Source organism: Acidimicrobiia bacterium (assembly GCA_040878325.1).
GTDB lineage: Bacteria > Actinomycetota > Acidimicrobiia > Spongiisociales > UBA11373 > JAUYIV01.
This window is the reverse complement of the sequence record JBBDMM010000012.1, coordinates 86,959-105,052: the sequence shown is the minus strand read 5'-3', so window position 1 is coordinate 105,052 and position 18,094 is coordinate 86,959. Positions and strand designations below refer to the sequence as shown.

Sequence of the window (18,094 nt, the reverse complement as noted above, 5' to 3'; positions counted from 1 at the left end):
CCAATCGTGAGCGATCGCGTCGACCTCGAAGAACCACAAGTCGGGGATTTCCAACTGCCGCGGGCTCCCGGTGGCGGCCCCGTAATCCAGGAACCACTGTGGCGCATCCGACTTCGCCTCTTCCGTAAGGCACTCAGCCGCAACTGGGCCCTCTTCGCCAAGAACAAGATCGGCCTTGTGGGCCTCGGCATCATCATCGCGTTCGCTCTGGCGGCAATCATCCACCCCTTCCTCATGGGCAACGTCTGGGATCCGGCGGTCTACGACCCGGTGAGGGGCTATGACGCGCCCCGGGCCGAATACCTGATCGTCGCCGGGCCCGAGGTGGGCGACGGCGAGATGCTCCTGGCGGAGGCGAAGCTCAAGTCGACGCCGTTCGTGCAGGTGGGTGAGGTCATCTCGATCCCGCAGCAGCCGGCGCCGCCCTCGGACTCACACTGGCTGGGCACCGACCCACTGGGGCGTGACATCCTGTCGCAGTTGATGTACAGCACCCGAGCGGCGTTCTTCCTCGGTGCCATCGCCGCGGTGGTGACGGTGTTGATCGCGACCACCGTCGGATCCATTGCTGCCTACTTCGGAGGGTGGATCGACAGCTTGTTGATGCGGTTCGCCGACCTGGTGTTGCTGGTGCCGCTGATCCCGATCCTGATCGTGATCTCGTCGCTGTTCACCCTGACACTGCCATTACTGGGAGTGCTGATCGGAATCCTGTCGGGCTTCGGAGGGACGGCGATCGTCCTCAAGTCACAGGCCCTGTCGGTGTCGGTGAAGCCATTCATCGACGCCGCCCGGGTGGCCGGAGGCTCCAACGCGCACATCATCTTCCGGCACATCATTCCTAACGTGCTGCCGCTCAGCTTCCTGTACATGATGTTCACGGTCACCGAGGCGATCGCGCTCGAGGCAACGCTTTCGTTCCTCGGCCTGATGAACGTGCAGATGAGTTGGGGCCTCATGATCAACGTTGCCCACAGCTCCGGCTATCTGCTCTCCGGGACCAGCTACTGGTGGCTGCTCATCCCGGCGGGCATGGCCGTGACACTGTTGGCTGCAGCGTTCTTCCTCGCCGGGCGGGCGATGGACGAAGTCGTCAACCCGAGACTCAGGAGGCGCTGAGCGCAATGCAGACTGCGGATACCCCTCTAAGCACGCGCCCGTCTGGTGCGGGGATGCCGGCCCTCCTCGAGGTGGACAACCTCACCATGGAGTACCACACCGAGAAAGGCTCGGTCTCGGCGGTCAACGATGTCTCCTTCACCATCCGCGCCGGCGAGTCGATGGGCCTGGTGGGGGAGTCGGGGTGCGGCAAGACGTCGGTGGCGATGGCGCTGCTCAGACTGCAGGCCGACAACGCCGAGTTCAAGCAAGGCGAGATCCGCCTCAACGGTGAAAACCTGCTTGCTCTCTCCGAGGACGAGATGCGCACCCACCGCTGGAGCGACATTTCGATGGTGTTCCAGGGGGCAATGAACGCCTGGAACCCGGTGCAGCGCGTTGGCGACCAAATCCGCGAAGCGATGAACCTGCACATAAAGCCGCTGCCGACCGCCGCCGAGGCTCGTGCCCGCATGGAAGAGCTGTTCACTCTGGTTGGGGTCGACCCGAAGATGCTCGACAGATACCCCCACGAGTTCTCAGGGGGAATGCGCCAGCGGGCCATCATCGCCATGGCCCTCTCCTGCGATCCGCAACTGATCATCGCCGACGAGCCCACCACCGCCCTGGACGTGATCGTCCAGGACCAGATCCTCAACCAATTGAAGCGGATTCAGCGCGACCTGGGGATGGCGATGATCTACATCTCGCACGACATCGCGGTGATCGCCGAAGTCACCGACACCATCGGCGTGATGTACGCCGGGCGAGTCGTGGAGTTGGGCGCAACCCGTGAAGTGTTCCAGCGGCCCAAGCACCCCTATGCCTACTTGCTGCTGAACTCGGCACCCTCGATCGCCGGGCCCCGCCGCAAGTTGGCCCCGCTCAAGGGCGAGCCGCCGAACCTGCTCAACCCACCCTCAGGTTGCCGCTTCCATCCTCGTTGCCCCTTCGCGACCGAGAAATGCGCGGTCGAAACGCCGCCCCTCGAGGATGTCGGCGGCGGCCACCTCGTCGAGTGCTGGCACTGGGACCAGGTCCCCGAGATCACCGAGAGGGGTGTCGCATGACCAGCGACCTCGAGATCACCACGAAGCCGCTGATCAAGGTCGAGAACCTGCAGAAGCTGTTTCCGATCACCCGCGGCGCCTTCCGTAAGCCAGTCGATTTCGTTCATGCTGTCGACGGCATCGACTTCGAGATCGCCCCCGGCGAGAGCCTGGGACTGGTGGGGGAGTCGGGCTGTGGGAAGACCACCACCGGGCGGATGCTGGTGAAGCTGATGGGGGCCACCGGCGGCAAGATCGAGATGGCCGACAACGGCTCGATGATCGATGTGGCCCACATCAGCCGCTCGAACATGAGGGCGTTCCGCCGCAACGTCCAGATGATCTTCCAGGATCCATACGAGTCGATGAACCCGCGGCGCACCGTCTACGACACGATCGCCGAGCCTCTGGTCGTCCAGCAGGTGCGGTCCGTCGCAGAGCGCGAGGCCCGCGTGGCCGAGCTGCTCAGCGCGGTGGGCCTGTCTCCGCCTCAGTCGTTCATGTTCCGCTACCCCCACGAGCTGTCGGGCGGTCAGCGGCAGCGGGTGGCCATCGCCCGGGCGCTCGTGCTCGACCCGAGTTTCGTGGTGGCCGACGAGCCCACCTCGATGCTCGACGTCAGCATCCGCATCTCGATCATGGAGCTGATGCTCCGATTGGCGAAAGAGTTCTCCGTCTCTTACCTGTACATCACTCACGACCTGGCGGTTGCCCGTTACATGTGTGACCGGATCGCGGTGATGTACCTGGGCAAGATCGTGGAGTTGGCACCCACCGAGGAGTTGCTGAGCAATCCCCTTCATCCCTACACCAGGGCCCTGCTGTCAGCGGTCCCCGTGCCCGATCCGTCCTACCAACGGCCGAAGGTGGAGATCAAGGGCGGCGTGACGAAGGCGATCAACCCCGAGCCGCACTGCCGATTCCTCGACCGGTGTCCGTGGGCGATGGACATCTGCCACACCGCCGATCATCCGCCCCTCGAGGACAAGGGCAACGGCCATTTCGTCGCCTGCCACCTGGTCGAGGTGGGCGGCCGGATCCTCGCCCCCAACGCCGCTCCAGCAGCGCGGACCTAGGCGTAGGCTGGCTCCCTTCAAAACGAGGGGATTGTCATGGCAGATCATCCAAACGCTGCGCTCTATCGATCGATTTTCGACAAGATGATTGCCGGTGACATCGAGGCGCTGGCTGACGCGATCGCCGATGACATCGAGTATCACGTGATCGGCTCGCCGGATCCGATCGTCGGTAAGGAGGCCGTGTTGGCGTCGTTTGGCGGCTTCGACGACGCCGGATTCGACTTCCAAGGCGAGTTGCACGATGTCGTCGCCAACGACGACCACACGATCGCCCTGGTCGAGGCCCACGTGACCAAGGACGGAAAGACCTTCTCTTACCGCACCGCCGAGATCTTCCACTTCAAGGATGGCAAGGCGACCGAACGCTGGGCATTCTCCGACGACACCGAGGCGATAAACCGATTCTTCGGATCCTGACGGGACTGGGAGAGCGCAGGCCCGCGTTACACTCCCGTGCCCCACGTCGGAGTGGCGGAATTGGCAGACGCGCTAGGTTGAGGGCCTAGTGCCCGCAAGGGTGTGGAGGTTCGAGTCCTCTCTCCGACACGCTGAAAACTAGACCCTCCGGTGAGGCCCACCTCTCGGAGGGTTACGTTCATCCGGGGCGCTCCCGACACCTTGACTTCCAGATGGTCTGGGAAGAAGACGATCTCATCGAGCAGGTCCGAGGCGATGATCCAACGCTCCTGGTCGGTTGCTTCCTGCCATATCTCGTCGATGTCGAGGTCCGCCAGGTGCCGGGCTACGTCCTCGAAGGCCTGGGCGATCTCGTTGCGTTCTTCGAGTCGGCGTTGGGTCTCGTTGAGTTCGGCTTGGAGCCTGCCGAGTTGCATGGTGAGGTCGGCTTCCTGTTCGGCAAACAGGTCGGCTCCGATCTTGTCGGCGTAGTGGAGGTCGAGCAGTTTGCGCCGCCGCTCCTGGAGATCATCCACGAGTGCGGGGGACCGGTCCGGACCCCTGCGGGGTACCGGCCCGGTCGCCCTCCGCAACTCGACCCTGATCGCCTCCTGCAACTGCTCATCGCCACCAACCAGGCGCAGACCGAGCAACGCCGCACGTTCGATCCCATTCACAGACCGTCTCGGCTGATCGCAACCCTTCCCTCGATGAACGCAGCGGAAGAACTGGCTGCCCTTGCCGTTCTGATCCACCGACGTGACCCGCCCGCACAGACCACAGCGAACGACGCCGGTCAACGGATGCTTGCTCTGGCGACGACGGCCCTTGACCCATCCTCGTTGCGCCCGCTCCCACAGCTCTTCGGTGACGATCGCCTCATGCTGTCCGGAGAACCACTCACCACGCCAGACGACTTCGCCGAGGTAGATGCGTGACTCCAAAATGCCCCGAGCCGTCGAATAGTTGACTCCGGTTTGCTTCTCGATCTCCGAGTACGAACAGCCCTCGGTTCTGAGTCTGAAGATGCGACGAACGGTCTCGGCATCGGCGTTCGGCACGAGGTCGCCGTCGATGAGGTCGTATCCGGTCTTGGGTCGGTTGATCCACTTGCCCTCCTGAGCAGCTCGGGCCATTCCCATCACGACGTTCTCGCCGAGTTGCTCCCGATAGAACTGAGCGAACGATCCCAGGACGTTGTAGAACATCCGACCGGTGGCCGACGACAGGTCGAGACGTTCGGTGAAGGAGTGCAGCCCAACGTCGGCCTTGCCCAAGGTGTCGGCCAGCAGGATCAAATCTCCGAGGTTCCGTGACAGCCGATCGAGTCGCCAGACGAGCAGGTGAGCGACGTGCCCCTGCTCGACCATCGTCAGGACTTGCTGGAGACCAGGTCGGTCGAGGTTCTTCCCCGAAGCGCCAGGTTCCTCGACGACGGTGACAGGTCCCAGATCATGGAGTTCGGCGTAGGCACGCAGCTTGTCGGCCTGACCGTCGATCGAGAACCCTTCGGCGGCCTGCTCCTCGGTTGAGACTCGGCAGTAGGCGACGGTCAGCACTCGGTGTCCTCCTGGCGCTTGCGCACGATGCGCAGACTCACAGCGACGAGCACCGACGCTACCCGCTCATAGTCCTGGGCGCTCATAGGCCCCAATCCTGCTTGCGGCGCTTCTTGTGCACCCGAGTCGAGAACGGGATGCCGGTCTCTCGCTCGTAGTCCCGCAGCACCGGGTCAAGAAGGTCGAGACTCGCACCGATGGAGTCGACGTTCCGGAAGGCAGCAAAGCTCGCCAACCACCCGCACAGTGCCTGCTTCATCTGACGCTCTGAGGCTGCCGCTTTCGACGCCGTGGTGCGCTCGATAGTTACCGGCCGGTCTCGGAGAGATACGTTGCGGATTGCTTCCCACTCCGGGGCCACCGGTGCACGAGACCGGTTCTTGTCCGTCGATGCCTGACGGTAAGACAGCCACTCAGTGCCGTATCCCCACAATCCCGCAAGATTGGCGAAAAGCTCCTCGGGAGTCGTGACGTCGCATTGATGGAGGGCTTTGCGCCCGTACTCGATCTCGACCCGAGTGACGGGCTCCCCAGGCCGGTAGGACTCCCCCCAGATATCGAACCAGTAGTCGCCACCACTCTTGCGAGCCTGGCCCGACTTCTCATACATCCGGGCCGTGATCCCACCACCTCGACGCTTCCCGAACTGGAACCCGGTCAGATCGCCCGCTTCCTCGTAAGTGGTGAGCGTCCTGGCCCGACACACGAACCGGTCCCGTGTGTTCGCATCCGGCCAGAACCCCTGCAAATCGGCGAACAGATCCGCCCGGGACACTGACCACTCCACAGCAGCAATCTCAGCGATCAGCGACGAGAACGTTTCCACCGTCGCCTCGGGACCTATGCCATGCAGTAGCTGCGCCTTGGGCTGGACTCGAACCGCCGGCAGATGATCACTTGAGGTGAACCCGATCAGCCCGTACTCATGCGACAACCGGTACGGATACCGCCCCCATCCGAAGGGAGTCACCCCGAACTCCACCCCACCAAGACTGAAGCCGACCGGCTCGCGGCCTTCAAGCGCTCGACTCCTGGCACGCTCCAACCGCTCCAAGAACGAATCAGGCAGAACAGCCCGCCCCGACAAGTAGAGCGAATCGATGCCCGAAGCCAACTCACGCACCACGCTCAGTGGATTGGAATCGGACGAGAATGACCTGGTAACCATGGAAGACCTCCCCAAGCGACATCCGGTTTGGAAGAGCCCCCCAACTAGGGGGCTAACCCGGCGGATACGCCTGGGGTCAACATGGACCCCGATCACATGCCGGTGAACAGCCCACAATGTATCTGACCCCTACGACAAGAAGTGAGGGAGTCCCGGCGAGCACCCCGGCAGATGTAGTTTGAGGGTGCTGTGATACAGGACACGCACCCTTAGGAGCTCACATTGGTTCTCGCCGTAGATCTTGTCGACACGCTCAATCGAAACACGGGTGCCGTTCAGGCGATAGCCACGCTCATTCTTGCTGGACTCACGTTCTGGTATGTCATCGAGACCCGTCGTATCGCCGATGCAGCCAGGCTCAGCCAGCGGCCATATGTTCACCTTGACGTCTCAGGTCGAGGGGGACCCATGCTGGAGATCGGCGTAGGAAATTTCGGCGAGCGAGCTGCCAACAACGTCCAGTTCAATGTGCAACAGGATGTCCTCGACGGAAGCGGAACCGGTCTATCTGCCGCTGGACCATTCGACCGAGGAATTCCGTACCTTCCGCCAGGGCGGATGTATCGATGGTCTTTCATCTCACCGCAGGACTACTTCGCCGACGTGGCGAATAGCACCTTCCGGGCCACGATCACCTACGAGTACGGAGGTACTGCTTACGAGGAAGATGTAGTAGTCGACTTTGCATCTTTCGAGGGCGTGCTCTACTCAAGCCTCTCGGCCCCTGGTGCCGATGCTGCTGCACACCTCAAGTCGATAGCCAGAAGCCTCGACGAACTTCAACGCATCGGACGGGATCGCTCCGGTAGCGTGTTAGAGCGCATCTTCCCTCGCCCCCCTTGCCCCAGATGCCGAGAACCGGTCAACTCAGGCGCCACCAAGTGCCCTCATTGTCTTGAGGAGATCAGCCTGCCCGAGGCCGCCCAGGGCGACCAGCCGAATTCGTAGCATTTTGGGAGTGCCAAGCGGCGAACTCTCAACTCGGCGGAAATCCGAGCGGGTGCGTCGAGGCGTCGAAGAACTCGACTTCGTCACGGCCAAGCCTCGCTCGGTAGTACTGCTTCCTGGCATCGAGCGCCGTCGAATTGTCCGGCCGGAGAGACACGGCGATTTCCGGCAGCGGCTCGCCCCGGCGCTCCGCCTGCTGCAACTGGGCGATGGCGGGTCGAACCAAGTGTTCGTCCCCGGTCCCCAGGCTATGGCCGAAGACCACCAGACTCTCGAAGGGGCTTGTCTGTGGCAGGAAGTGTCCGATCCATTCGCTGTAGGCGAAGTTGAGGTAGTCGTTCGAAGTGATCGCAGTGAGCTTGCGGCCCGACGAGCCTTCGGCGACGAATAGCGGGTACGTGGCGCCCCGGTAGTGGAAGGTGAGTGCCAAGAGTGGGCTGTACACGCTCCACGCCGAATCACCCTCCGACCCCGATGCCTTGACTGTCGATCCATCCGGCGGATCGAACAGGTGGAGGCCGCCGTGGAGATACAGCACTCGGGTTTTCCCGGGAGCAACCCCGGTATCGGTCAGGTCAAATGAGATCTCTGGGTTCCAGAAGTAGTCACGGAACCTGTCGAGCCTGCTACCACCGCCGGCCGTCATCGCCCAGTACAACAAAAGGTCGTAGTTCGTGGTGAAGACCGAGGCGAAGTGGAGCAGCGAGTCCCTCACCCGCTCAAGCCGGTTCGACGACAGGTCGGCGTAAAGCGGATGGACTGTGTGAACAGCGTCGATCAGTGAACTTCTTACTCGGACGTACTGCTCTGCTAGAGCATCAAGGTCGGACACTCCAGCCAGTCGGGCGATTGACTGAGCCCGGTCAATCTCTCCAAGCACACGTTCGAAGTCTGTCTCATTCACGAGTTCGAACACTTGACGGTCCCTCGCATCGAGGGGTTGGACCTGCGATGGACGCCCCGCCACCTCAAGGAGCGACTCGTAGGCGAAGGACTCTGACACCGCACGACTCGCCCCGTTCCCGATGAGGAGGCTGTGTCGGAATCGCCCGCTTATCTCGGACCACGGCCGCAGGAGGGTCATGACCAACCAGTCTCTGGGAAGTCGGGAGTCCATAGCCTACAGGACGGTCTCACCACGGCGGCTGCGCATGAGGCACCTTCTGAATCAGCCTGCCGGCCTGGGAGACTGCCTCATCAGAGGGCTCGTGGTCCACCAGGATCAGCACTCGACCCTCTAGGGTCAGCGCCCCACACCAGGATCCGCCATCTAGCCGTCGGCTCTCCGACACAGCTGCAGCGAAACACTCTCACGGTGCACTGAGATACACGAGACGGCGTAACGACGCGGTGTCTGGGCTCCGCATTGAACTCCCCAAGACCCTCGGGAAGTGCGCGCATGCGCGCTAGCTGCTGCAAAGGCGAAGACCGAACGCCTGACGCTGCGTCGCGTCTACGCGTCGTCGAGCGGGTCGATCCGGCTGCGGCGGCTGCACTGTGGCGCATCGTCCTGGGCGATCCGGTTCCCGAACCTGACGAGGATCGGGGCGGGTCCGATGGCCAAGAACACGCTGGGTAGTTGGCGCTTGCACGTTCCGTGACGCAGGAGGTTATAGTCCATGGAAGGATGCTCCACGACCGAGGTTGGGGCGAGGTTTGGCACATGGAGTGGAGAACGAAGGGGAGATCGAACATGAGACGGACAATCACGGTACTTTCAGTGCTGTTGCTGGCTCTCGGGTTGACCGGGGTCGCGGCGTTGGCTTCATCAGCGATGCTCGACCCGTTCACCCAAGACGAGCTGGACAACAACTGGGAAGTTGATCGGCAGTTCCCGAGTGGGGGCGTCACCTCGGTCTCCGCCCACGGGCGGAATGACGTCGCCGAGATCGGTGTCGTCGGTGCTAATCGATCGACGGTGAGCCCATTCTACTACTTCGAGGGAATCAAGAAGGTTGCGGATTTCGGTTTGGCTGTTCAGGTTGACCTCTATGTCCCGGTTGAATGGGAGGATGCTGCAACCAGTCCGCTGAATGTGGGCTTCTGGACGAGCGACGACCCCATCACCGCCTATCCCCTCATCGTCTTCCGCAACTCAACAACGGTCGACGCTGGGTTCTACGTCTGGAACACTGTGGGGATTGGGGGTTACATCCCCAGCGGTGTCGCCGTGAAGTACGGCGATTGGAACACGCTCAGTATTGCTCTCGACCCCGACACCGACACCGTCAACTATGCCATCAACGGCCAGTTTGCAGGCTCGTCCTATGCCGGGAGTGACACCATCGGCCAGGTGTTCTTGAACCACTACAACGATGGAGCCCGTGACTACACCGCGTACTGGCACGCTGGAGTAGTCGCGCCTCAGACCGCGGACGAGTGCAAGAAGGGCGGGTGGATGGACTTCGGGTTCCGCAACCAGGGCCTGTGCATCCAGTTCGTCAAGACCGGCGAAGACAGCCGCTAACCGTTCCGTAGTACGACGAGGGGCCAGGGCCACGCGCTCTGGCCCCTCAGCCGTGCGGGACCTACGTCAGGCCCGGCTCCACGGCTTGAGCCTCCAGTCAGGGTCTGAGTTAACCCCCGAAGGCTCTCCGACACACTGGCAACCCTTCGGGTTGCTCTGGGAGTTCCGCAAAGCGGAACTCCTCTCGCGTAGGGGTCGTGTTCACCACGCTTTGGCTCTCCGACACAGCCCTACCTGCGGTTGGAGTTCACCGCCCGCCGCCCGCTGACGCCCCCAGTCCACCCTCCCCGTACCGCAGAGCCTGCTCCAGGGTCAATCCGCTGCCTTCGTTCCAGGCTCTCGTTGCCGCCTCGTCGCCGAGTACCCCTCGGGCGCTTGCCAACGCGGCGTCGAAGCGCTCCTGTCGCACCTTCTCGAGACGCTGCGGCGCAAAGGTCGCGGCGTGTGCGGCGAGCAGCGTGACGCCCGTGGCGTGGTTGCCGCGGCGCACCTCGATTTCACCCAAAATCCGGAGTGACTCGCGTCGCAGCGGATTCCGAGTGAACGCGTCCCCGTAGCCGAGCGTCTCGATCTGTTCGGACTGCTCGCGCAGGTGATCGAGGGCCGCGTCGAGCCGGTCCTCCATCACGGCGATCTCCGCAAGGCGGGTCAGCGCCACCCCTACCCCGCCGAGGGGAGACGCCGAGCGTCTCTCGACGTCCAGTGCCTCGAGCAGCAGGGCCGAGGCAGCCTTCAGATCCCCACGGCCCTCCTCGAAGTGGGCGGCGGTATTGAGCACGTCGTGCAGAAGCACGGGAGAGGCGAGACTCCGGGCCGCGGCGACCGATTCGGCGACGAGCGGAGCCGCAGCGACCAGGTCGCCTGCCCACCGGGTCAGGATTCCGGCGAGATGGGATGTTGCGAGCGTCAGCAGGGCCGCGTCACCGAGGGCACGGGCCCGCTCCACCGCCTCTTCGAGGAGCGCGACGGCCTCCGGCCACTCCCCGAAGGCGTCGTAGTGTCCGGCTCGGACCCGAAGCGCCAGGATCAACTCGCGCTCCGGTCCGTAGATCCGGTACAGCTCGATCGCCTGGTCGAGCTTGGCGTGGTGAGCAACGGCCTCTTCGAGGCTGTGCAGGCTCGACAGCACCAGGGTCCGGGCGAGCGCGGTCCCGGGGGTGGCGTGGGTGGGAACGAGGCGCCGCTGCCAGCCCATCGCCTCCTCGTCCCGATGCGTCCGTCCCCAGAACTGCTGGAGGGCGCCCGCCATGAGCTGGGCAGTCGGGGCGTCGCTCTCACTGAGCCAGGCAAGGGCCTCCCGCAGGTTGTCGACATCGGCCTCGAGCCGGTCGAGCCAGGTGCCCTCGTCGGGTCCGATCAGGTTCGGATAGGCGGTCTCGGCGAGATGCGCGAAGTATTGGGCGTGACGTCGGCGGATATCGTCGGCCACCCCAGATGCGGTGAGCTTGCCGTTGGCGTATTGGCGGACCGGCTCCAGCAGGCGGTACCGACTCGCGGTGCTATGTCTGATCACGACCACCAACGACTTCTCGACCAGGGACGAGAGCCCGTCGAGCACGGCCACCGGCCCCTGCGGCGCCGCACCGCTGACCTCCTCGGCCGCCTCGAGTGTCCAGCCCCCCGCGAAGACCGCGAGACGCCGGAACAGGTCCTGCTCGGTGGGATCGAGAAGCTCATAGGACCATTCGAGCGTCGCCTCGATGGTGCGATGATGGGGGACGACATCTTGCCCGGCCGAGCCGAGGACACCCAGCGACGCCTCCAGGCGCTTCGCCAGATCGTCGAGGGTCATCACCCGGAGACGAGCCGCGGCGAGCTCAACACCGAGGGGAATCCCGTCCAGGCGCCGGCAGATGCGCCGCACGGCATCGGCGTTCGCTGATGTGATGCTGAATTCGGGGAAGGCGGCCGCCGCCCGGGACTCGAAGAGCCTTACTGAGTCGAACCGCTGGAGTTCGTCGGCTGGAGTGTCCACCGCCGGAATGGGGAGGGGTGGAACCTCCCACAGCACTTCGCCCTGCAGGCCGAGCGCCTCACGACTCGTAGCGAGAATCCTCATGGAAGGCGCACCGCGCACGATGGCGGCGACCACGGATCCCGCCGAGTCCCTGACATGCTCGCAGTTGTCGATGACGAGCAGCCCCTGCTTGGGCCGAAGAAACTCGAGCAGCCGCTCGAGCCCATCGGTGCCGCTGGCCTCGGTCAGCTCCAGGGCGCGGCTCACCGTCGGCAGGACAAGCTCGGGTTCTGAGACGCCCGTCAGGTCCACGAACCACACGGTGTCGGGCATCTCGGGCTGCCATCGCGACGCAATCTCCACCGCAAGACGAGTCTTGCCGCACCCGCCCGCTCCGACCAGCGTCAGGAGCCGGCTCTCCACGAGCAGCTTGTCGATGCCCGCCAGCTCATCATGACGGCCTACCAGCGTCGTCACCTGGGGCGGAAGCCGGCTCCGAGTGGGTTCGCCGGTCCGCAGCGGAGGGAAGTCGGCTGCGAGCCCAGGGTGGACGAGCTGGAAGATTCGTATAGCGCGGGCGACATCACGCAGCCTGTGTTCACCGAGGTCACGCAGATCTACCCCGGCTGGGAGCTTTGCCCCCATCACCTCCCGGGTGGCGCTCGAGATGACGACCTGGCCGCCGTGTGCCGTGGAGAGCAGGCGCCCGGCCTCGTTGAGCGCCGGTCCGAAGTAGTTGCCGTCCCGCTCGAATGCCTCACCCGTGTGGATCGCCATTCGCACGCGGAGTGGGGCGCCCTCCCAGTTCGCCTCCGCCAGCGCGATTTGAGCCTGCAGAGCCGCGTCCACCGCCTCCTGGGCGCGCACGAATGCGGCGGCCCCACCGTCGCCCGAGGTCGAAAAGACGGTCCCCCGTTGATCTGCAATCGCCCCCATGAGAAGAGCATCGTGTTGTGCCACCGCGCCGGCCATCGCCTCGGCGGAGCTCTCCCACAGGCGCGTCGAACCCTCGATGTCAGTGAACAGGAAGGAGACGGTGCCCGTGGGCAACTGTGGCATGCGACCTCCCGCGTCAGCAGCCTATCCGGTCGCGGGCTACGACTGCTGGCGGCCCCACTCGCCGGGCGGGGCGAAAAGTTCCCAGCTCAAGACAAGACACGCTTGAGCGCCAGATCGAACTCATCTCCGGCAAACGTGCACCAATCGACGCGCAAAGTCACGGATGACGCTATCGCTCATGAGCGCCACTCTGGCACACATGACGGCCGGGCGTCCCACTCCTGAGTCTTCACGCCCGGTCTGACCGATCAGCCAAAGGCTCACTTCGCCAAGGACAAGACCACTTCTTGAGCCCTCCACGCGGGATCTGGCTGTCGCACTGGTGGTCTAGTGTGGCTGGCCGTGATCACTGTCGACTGGCTCCTCGACTCCGACCCGGCGATCCGCTGGCAGGTGATGCGTGACCTGCTCGATCTCCCCGAGTCCGAATGGGGGCGCGAGCGCTCCAGAGTGGAATTCGAGGGGTCGGGTGCCCGGCTCCTCGCCCTCGAGGATGAGAACGGGCTGTGGGCGGGTGGCGCTTGCTTCCCGGCCGACTATGTGTGGGGCGGTGACGAGCCGGGTCAGCCGTGGACGGCGACGATGCACACGCTGCAGACACTGCAGATCTTCGGCCTTCCCCCAAACAGCGCATCGGCGCAACGGGCCCTGAGCCTCGTGATGGAGAACGGGCGGTGGGAGCACGAGGGGCAGCGCTACTTCGACGGTGAGGTGGAGCCCTGCATCAACGGACGAACGATCGAGACAGGCGTCTACCTGGGCGCGGATGTGGCCGGCGTCGTCGACAGGGTTCTGAGTGAGACGCTCGAAGACGGTGGGTGGAACTGTGAGGCGGAGCGGGGATCGGTTCGCTCATCATTTGACAGCACGATCAACGTCCTCGACGGGTTGCTCGAACTCGAAGCGGCGAACCAGGGCAAACAAGGGGTTGGCGATGCTCGCCGGGCCGGTGAGGAGTACCTACTCGAGCGCCGCCTGTTTCACCGCAAGAGCACCGCGGAGGTGGTCGATCCTGGGTTTCTGGACTTCGCGTTCCCGTACTACTGGCATTATGACGTGCTGCGGGCCCTCGACTACTTCCGGAGAGCTCAGGACGAACCGGACTCGAGGATGGAGGAGGCCATCGAGGTCGTCCGATCCAAGCAGCAGCCCGACGGCCGATGGCTCCTCGATCGACTGCACCCAGGGCGGGTCTTCTTCGACCTCGAAACCCCCGTAGGCGCGCCGAGCAAGTGGAACACCCTCAGGGCGCGGCGAGTCCTCAAGTGGTGGGACGAGAGGACCGGCTAGCCAGGCCGCCGGGTTACGGTCCTGCGAGTTCCGACAACTGGGACCCGTCTCGCGTCGGACACCGGAAACCCTTGCGCGGTTTGATAATGCGCCGCCGTTGGGTAAGACAGTTCACGCAAGTTCATTGTCGATCAAGGGAGTGGAAATGAGCACGTTGCTGATCATCGTTCTCGTTCTGTTGTTGCTTGGCGGGGGATGGGGATTCAGTCGAAGGCGGTAGTCGCTGACCCAACTAACCATTCGACCCAGGCCCCGCCGTCGCTTGCGACGGCGGGGCCTACTTGGTGGTGCGCCGGGAGTCTGCCGAGGACCCATCAGAAACGACCTCTAGGTCGATTGCGTCGGTGAAGGGCTCGGCGACCACGCCTCCTCGAACCGGGCGTACCTCAACCCTGGGCCCTGACGGGCCGATAACCCCGCATGACCTCTCCCGGCGACGCCTCCGGACCCGCCCCGCGGAGTCGCAGGCTGCCGCGTGCGGCCGAACGAACGGTTTATGCCCGCGCCGAATCATGCCGATTCGGTTGGAGCACCTGCCGTACTGATCGGTCTCACCGCATGTGCATTCGTGGTGCTCCGCAACCCGATTCGGTGGGCGGGTGCGCTGCAGCCGTCTACCCGGTCTGACTCTGACCGGATGACCTGCGTCGTTGCGCCGGATCTTCGAAAACACTGGTTGAGGATGTCGGGAGCGGCTCAATTCCGGATCCACTCCTGCCGACCGTTACACTGAACTACGGCAGGCCGACGCTGCAGATTGCGCCATCGTTCCCGTCAACCATCGTCGACGAGTCGACGCGCCGCCGCTTCCTAAAAGGACATATGCAGAACTCCACCATGAACCCTGACACAGTCACCAACTTCTCCGCCCTAGGTGTTTCCGAGCCGATCGTCGAGGTCCTTCGGGGTCGCGGCATCACCGCCCCCTTTCCGATCCAGGTCATGACCATCCCCGACGCGTTGCTCGGCCGCGATGTCTGCGGCCGGGCCCAGACCGGGTCTGGCAAGTCACTTGCCTTCGGCATCCCGATGATCGAGCGGTCGAAGAAGTCCCCCCCGAATCAGCCGGGGGCCCTGGTCCTCGTCCCAACCCGGGAGCTGTGCAGCCAGGTTGCGGACGAACTCGAGCCCCTAGCCAGGGCTATGGGCCGCTCGCTGCTCGCCGTATACGGCGGGGCGTCGATGGGTACCCAGACAAAGGCACTGGAGCGGGGGGTCGACATCGTCATCGCCACTCCCGGGCGGCTGATCGACCTGATCAGGCGCAAGTTGGTCTCCGTCACGGCCGTCGACTGTGTGGTGCTCGACGAGGCCGACCAAATGGCCGACATGGGCTTCCTTCCCCAGGTTCGATCGATCATGCGCTCGATCGCCGGTGAACCTCAAGTGATGCTGTTCTCGGCCACCCTCGACGGCGCCGTGCGCTCCCTAGTCACTGCCTACCTGCGTGACCCGGTGGGCCACGAGGTGATCACTGAGAGCGACATCGTCGACGAGCAGACACATCGCTTCCTCGCCGTCCACTACATGGACAAGGCCAAGGTGGCAGCCCGGATCATCCGGGGGGTGACCCGCACTCTGATCTTCGTGGGCACCAAGGCGAACGCCGATCGGGTGACCCGACAGCTCCAGGACGAAGGGGTGGATGCTCTGGCCATCCACGGTGACAAGATCCAGAAGGACCGCGAACGGGTGCTCGGCGACTTCGCCGAGGGGCGGCTCCCTGCACTGGTGGCCACCAACATCGCCTCCCGGGGCCTCCATATCGACGATGTCGACGTGGTGATGCACTTCGATCCCCCCCAGGACTACAAGAGTTTCGTCCACCGCTCGGGACGCACCGCCCGGGCGGGGGAGACCGGCCTGGTGGTGTCCCTGGTCGAGTGGGACCAGGTCGAGGACGTCGAACGGCTGCAGCGGGCCTCGGGCCTCAACCTAGAGATCGTGAAGATGTTCTCCAACGACCCCCGGCTCGACGACCTGGTGGCCTTCGAACCGGCTGCGGTCGATCCCAAGCGCACGAGCGAGGTCGAGATCTCGCGACGTTTCCGCACCCGTCGCCGGCGCTGACCTGCCGGTCTCGCGACGTTGCCCCCGACAAAGTGCCGGGGGCAACGTCCGCGTTTGGCTTGTTCAGGCGACTCGGCGGTAGTCGGCCCAATGGGTGTCGACGAGACCCCAATGCTCGGGCCCCGCGGGCCAGTTCGACTTGTCGAAGCCTGGTGCCTGCTCGAGGGTCTCCTTCGGCACGTCGAGCACGAGGGCCTTCTCGTCCGTGTCGACGTGAAACACCGACCAGGGGAGGGCGAACAACTTGTCGCCGAGTCCGAGGAACCCGCCGAACGACAGCACGGCATAGGCGATGCGGCCGGTGTCCAGGTCGATCATCAATTCCTTCATGTCCCCGAGGTGCTCGCCGGAAGGCTGCTGCACCCGGTCGGACATGAGACTGTGGGCGGATAGGAGTCTGGGCGTGGTCATCGGAGTGTCTCCTTCGAGTAGCGGCGTTCTAGGGCCACCTACCCGCAAACCCGTCCACGGAAACCCCAGAGCCTGTTTATGGCCCGCACCGGCGGGGTACATCTGGATGCCAACGACCAAAGGGAAGACACATGTACATCGGAATCGGAACCCTCGTCCTCATCATCATTCTGCTGATCGTCCTCACCTAGTCCACAAGGGCCATGGTCACCCCGGCGCGGGTGGCAGGTGGATGGCCCCAGAAGCATCGATGGGCCAGAACGGATTGTGAGCGACCTCCCACGGATGACCGTCCGGGTCGGTGAAGGCGCCGGAGTACCCGCCCCAGAAGGTTGGCGCTGGCTCTCGCACGATGGCTGCGCCCGCAAGGCGCGCCCGTGCGATGAATTGGTCCACCTCATCAGGCGCTCCGAGGTTGTGGGCGAGGGTCATCCCTCCCCAGCCCCCCGTATCCGCTACGCCGCTGTCCTCGGCCAGCCGGCGGCGATCCCACAGGCCGAACACCATTCCCCCTGACTGGAAGAAGACGACGTCGTCTTCCGGGGCTGACCCGCTGGTCCACCCGAGTGCTTCGTAGAACCGTCGGGACCTCGCCAGATCCTCGACGCCGAGGGTCACCAGGCTGATGCGCACCGGGGGATTGTGGCACCGTTCTCCGCCCGCCGACCCCGAGGCAGCCGGGCCGAGGTAGCCTCCGACGATGACGACGCCTGCGGTGAACAGCTTGCGCCAGGTGCCCCTCTTCGGCGGGCTCGACGAATCGGCACTCGAACGGGTGGCACGGCTCGCCACCGAGTTCGAGGCGCCCAAGGGAATGGTGCTCATCGAGCTCGGCCAGGCCGGCACCGGGGTCTTCGTGATCGAAGAGGGAGCCGTCCGGGTCGAACTTCCCGACGGGCGCGAAATCGAGCGTGGCCCCGGCGCCTTCTTCGGAGAGCTGTCGGTGCTCGCCGACACGCCGCGGGCCGCCCGGGTGATCACGGTCGAACCGCTGCGAGCACTCGCCATCCGCCGCGATGACCTGCTCGATCTACTCGAACAGGAGCCGGCGATGACCCTCAGCATGCTGCGCGAACTGGCGCGCCGTCTCGCCGAAGCGACCTAGAGGCATCCGAAGGGAGACCCGGCCGTGAATCACGCCTCGGCGAGGGAATGGCTCGACCGCTATGTGCGCGCCTGGGAATCGTACGACCCCAACGCGATCGGCGACCTGTTCGCCGAGGGCATCGAGTATCGGTATCACCCCGCCGATGCCCCACTGGTGGGGCGAACCGCGGTGGTCGAGTCCTGGCTCGGCGATCCCGACGACGCCGGCACCTTCGAGGCCGTGTACGAGCCTTACGCCGTCGACGGCAATCGGGTGGTGGCGACCGGCTGGAGCCGCTACTACACGGACCCCGACCGAACAGAGACCAGAGCGGTGTACGACAACTGCTTTGCCATGGAATTCGACGCCGAGGGGCGCTGCGTCGAATTCACCGAATGGTTCCGCGAGCGAGCCTGAGGTCCCGGGCTCCATCCTCTTCAGTGGTCGGTGGGAACC

18 protein-coding genes and 1 tRNA gene are annotated in these 18,094 nt (G+C 64.3%); 13 read left to right on the top strand and 6 right to left on the bottom strand.

Translation table 11 applies throughout. The features are described 5' to 3' along the window. Positions 1-6: 6 nt before the first annotated feature. The 7 genes from WD184_07345 to WD184_07315 all read left to right on the top strand — a co-directional run bounded on the left by WD184_07345 (position 7) and on the right by WD184_07315 (position 5,154). The gene (locus tag WD184_07345) at positions 7-1,119 is read left to right on the top strand and encodes an ABC transporter permease (protein MEX0826544.1); all 1,113 of its coding nucleotides are present in this window, start codon (positions 7-9) and stop codon (positions 1,117-1,119) included. 53 nt (positions 1,120-1,172) lie between these two features. Further along, on the top strand, positions 1,173-2,168 hold the full coding sequence (locus WD184_07340) for an ABC transporter ATP-binding protein (GenBank protein ID MEX0826543.1): 996 nt from the start codon (positions 1,173-1,175) through the stop codon (positions 2,166-2,168). Next, positions 2,165-3,223, top strand: a complete 1,059-nt coding sequence (locus WD184_07335) for an ABC transporter ATP-binding protein (GenBank protein ID MEX0826542.1) — start codon at positions 2,165-2,167, stop codon at positions 3,221-3,223. Before WD184_07340 ends, WD184_07335 begins: the two co-directional genes overlap by 4 nt. A gap of 36 nt (positions 3,224-3,259) precedes the next feature. Next, positions 3,260-3,643: a nuclear transport factor 2 family protein gene (locus tag WD184_07330; protein MEX0826541.1), complete on the top strand. Its 384-nt coding sequence runs from the start codon at positions 3,260-3,262 to the stop codon at positions 3,641-3,643. 45 nt (positions 3,644-3,688) lie between these two features. After that, a tRNA-Leu gene (locus tag WD184_07325) sits at positions 3,689-3,772 on the top strand. Positions 3,773-3,855: 83 nt separating this feature from the next. Further along, positions 3,856-4,560: a hypothetical protein gene (locus WD184_07320; protein ID MEX0826540.1), complete on the top strand. Its 705-nt coding sequence runs from the start codon at positions 3,856-3,858 to the stop codon at positions 4,558-4,560. A gap of 414 nt (positions 4,561-4,974) precedes the next feature. Continuing rightward, the gene (locus tag WD184_07315) at positions 4,975-5,154 is read left to right on the top strand and encodes a hypothetical protein (protein MEX0826539.1); all 180 of its coding nucleotides are present in this window, start codon (positions 4,975-4,977) and stop codon (positions 5,152-5,154) included. A gap of 109 nt (positions 5,155-5,263) precedes the next feature. Here the strand turns inward: WD184_07315 and WD184_07310 are convergent, their stop codons facing one another. Next, entirely contained in the window at positions 5,264-6,349 is a 1,086-nt protein-coding gene (locus WD184_07310) for a hypothetical protein (GenBank protein ID MEX0826538.1), read from the bottom strand. 222 nt (positions 6,350-6,571) lie between these two features. Between WD184_07310 and WD184_07305 the strand changes: the two genes are divergently transcribed. Beyond that, positions 6,572-7,297 carry a hypothetical protein gene (locus tag WD184_07305; protein ID MEX0826537.1) on the top strand — a complete coding sequence of 242 codons (726 nt, stop codon included), beginning with the start codon at positions 6,572-6,574 and terminating at the stop codon, positions 7,295-7,297. 28 nt (positions 7,298-7,325) lie between these two features. Here the strand turns inward: WD184_07305 and WD184_07300 are convergent, their stop codons facing one another. Continuing rightward, positions 7,326-8,381, bottom strand: coding sequence for a DUF4917 family protein (locus WD184_07300; GenBank protein MEX0826536.1), 1,056 nt, complete (start codon positions 8,379-8,381; stop codon positions 7,326-7,328). Positions 8,382-8,750: 369 nt separating this feature from the next. Then, positions 8,751-8,918, bottom strand: coding sequence for a hypothetical protein (locus WD184_07295; protein MEX0826535.1), 168 nt, complete (start codon positions 8,916-8,918; stop codon positions 8,751-8,753). Positions 8,919-8,990: 72 nt separating this feature from the next. Between WD184_07295 and WD184_07290 the strand changes: the two genes are divergently transcribed. Beyond that, positions 8,991-9,764 carry a hypothetical protein gene (locus WD184_07290; GenBank protein ID MEX0826534.1) on the top strand — a complete coding sequence of 258 codons (774 nt, stop codon included), beginning with the start codon at positions 8,991-8,993 and terminating at the stop codon, positions 9,762-9,764. Between the two features lie 247 nt (positions 9,765-10,011). Here the strand turns inward: WD184_07290 and WD184_07285 are convergent, their stop codons facing one another. Next, positions 10,012-12,780 (bottom strand): adenylate/guanylate cyclase domain-containing protein, encoded by a 2,769-nt coding sequence (locus WD184_07285; protein MEX0826533.1) that lies wholly within the window; start codon positions 12,778-12,780, stop codon positions 10,012-10,014. Between the two features lie 342 nt (positions 12,781-13,122). Between WD184_07285 and WD184_07280 the strand changes: the two genes are divergently transcribed. Continuing rightward, positions 13,123-14,070: a hypothetical protein gene (locus WD184_07280; GenBank protein ID MEX0826532.1), complete on the top strand. Its 948-nt coding sequence runs from the start codon at positions 13,123-13,125 to the stop codon at positions 14,068-14,070. A gap of 822 nt (positions 14,071-14,892) precedes the next feature. After that, positions 14,893-16,140: a DEAD/DEAH box helicase gene (locus WD184_07275; protein MEX0826531.1), complete on the top strand. Its 1,248-nt coding sequence runs from the start codon at positions 14,893-14,895 to the stop codon at positions 16,138-16,140. Positions 16,141-16,203: 63 nt separating this feature from the next. Here WD184_07275 and WD184_07270 read toward each other — a convergent pair whose 3' ends face one another. Further along, positions 16,204-16,551, bottom strand: a complete 348-nt coding sequence (locus tag WD184_07270; GenBank protein MEX0826530.1) for a PRC-barrel domain-containing protein — start codon at positions 16,549-16,551, stop codon at positions 16,204-16,206. Between the two features lie 207 nt (positions 16,552-16,758). Then, positions 16,759-17,184 carry a VOC family protein gene (locus WD184_07265; GenBank protein MEX0826529.1) on the bottom strand — a complete coding sequence of 142 codons (426 nt, stop codon included), beginning with the start codon at positions 17,182-17,184 and terminating at the stop codon, positions 16,759-16,761. 67 nt (positions 17,185-17,251) lie between these two features. On the opposite strand from WD184_07265, the gene WD184_07260 reads away from it, so the two are divergent. Next, complete coding sequence (locus WD184_07260; GenBank protein ID MEX0826528.1) at positions 17,252-17,656, top strand: cyclic nucleotide-binding domain-containing protein; 405 nt, start codon at positions 17,252-17,254, stop codon at positions 17,654-17,656. Between the two features lie 24 nt (positions 17,657-17,680). Then, positions 17,681-18,055, top strand: coding sequence for a nuclear transport factor 2 family protein (locus tag WD184_07255; GenBank protein ID MEX0826527.1), 375 nt, complete (start codon positions 17,681-17,683; stop codon positions 18,053-18,055). Positions 18,056-18,094: the final 39 nt, after the last annotated feature.